The organism is Aminobacter sp. J41, assembly GCF_000526635.1.
Taxonomy (GTDB): domain Bacteria; phylum Pseudomonadota; class Alphaproteobacteria; order Rhizobiales; family Rhizobiaceae; genus Aerobium.
Genome location: NZ_JAGL01000106.1, coordinates 1 through 1,256 on the forward strand (window position 1 = coordinate 1; position 1,256 = coordinate 1,256).

Sequence of the window (1,256 nt, forward strand, 5' to 3'; positions counted from 1 at the left end):
GTTCATTATTTTTTCCCGGCGATCGTCACGCCCGTCCAGGCTGGGGGATCGGAGGCCGGGAAGGTTTCAAGACTGGCTTCGATAACTGGATCGAAACTCTCCCTGTCGCTGGTAGACGGGTCGGCCGTGCTCTCATGCTGAACGCCTCTTGAGAGGCGGCGATCGGGGCGGAACGCGACCCGGAAGGCTCCCGGGGCATCGACGCCCCTGTGCAGCCGGTGGCGCGTCTCACCCGCCCAAGGGTTCGCCATCCGGGCTCCCCCAGCGTCCTCGCGCACGACATAATGCCAGTCCTGCCGCTCTGCGAAGTCCACGGCGCTGTCGCGATCCGGAAACTTCAGCCGAATCGGACGATAGGGATCGCCGGTGGACGTGTATCCCATCAGCGGCTCGATCTGCGGCGGCCGGGACGGCTCGAACTCGAGGACCCAGTAGTTGGGCCGAGGCGCCGATGTCATCGCGGAACGCGCCGGGCGGTAGATGATCGCGGTCGGCACGTCCCACGACCGCAGGTCGGTTCCGGGGATTTTCGGCGGAAACGGTGGGCGGTTATGGCCGCGCATGTTAGATCTCCCGGGTGTCGGTGGATGCGAGAAGGTGACGTTCAAGATCATTGAGTTTTTCCATTCGCCTCGAATTCAGGCGAACGGCGTGTTCGGTGTTCTGCGAAGGAAAGGCAGCAGCGTGCAGGACGTCCGACCGCATCGCTATCGTGAGATCGGCGACGGCATTCATCACGCTCTCTCCATCAGCGTCCGAGAGCGCGCCGTCAGCAAAACCGGATTGCAAGCTCTCCAGCACCCTCTCGAAGCTGGACACCACCCCTGCGCTTGCGACCACAGCCAGCTTATGGCTGAGAACACGCAGTTCATCGATCAGCTTCGCATCGTGCCTTGCGGTTTCCACGATCTCTGCGACCTTCTCGATGCCGGCCAAGTAAATGTCGCATTGCTGCTGGAGTATTGGTCTGCCCCCTGAAAAGTGGTCCTCCCTGAAGTAGGCTATTGAGCCGTTGGAGAGGACGTTGGAATGCCCCAGAAGAAGCATAAGCCCGAAGAGATCGTCGCGAAGCTGCGTCAGGTCGATGTTCTGCTGTCGCAAGGTCGTTCTGTCGGAGAAGCGGTTCGTTCGATCGGCGTGACACAGTTCACCTATTACCGCTGGCGCAAGGAGTTCGGTGGCCTGAAGGGTGACCAGGTGAAGCGGCTGAAGGAGCTCGAGAAAGAGAATGACCGGCTGCGCAAGGCGGTCTCGGA

Annotated in this window: 3 protein-coding genes; 1 reads left to right on the top strand and 2 read right to left on the bottom strand. The window is 61.4% G+C overall.

Annotated elements, in window-relative coordinates:
- Positions 1 to 5: 5 nt before the first annotated feature.
- Both L630_RS0120750 and L630_RS22060 read right to left on the bottom strand, forming a co-directional pair.
- Positions 6 to 563 carry an NADH dehydrogenase ubiquinone Fe-S protein 4 gene (locus L630_RS0120750; protein ID WP_024850073.1) on the bottom strand — a complete coding sequence of 186 codons (558 nt, stop codon included), beginning with the start codon at positions 561 to 563 and terminating at the stop codon, positions 6 to 8.
- Position 564: 1 nt separating this feature from the next.
- Positions 565 to 936 (bottom strand): hypothetical protein, encoded by a 372-nt coding sequence (locus tag L630_RS22060; protein WP_245263831.1) that lies wholly within the window; start codon positions 934 to 936, stop codon positions 565 to 567.
- 93 nt (positions 937 to 1,029) lie between these two features.
- Here L630_RS22060 and L630_RS0120760 point away from each other — a divergent pair.
- Positions 1,030 to 1,256 (top strand): transposase (locus L630_RS0120760; protein ID WP_024850074.1); only part of this gene is annotated, 227 nt, incomplete at its 3' end.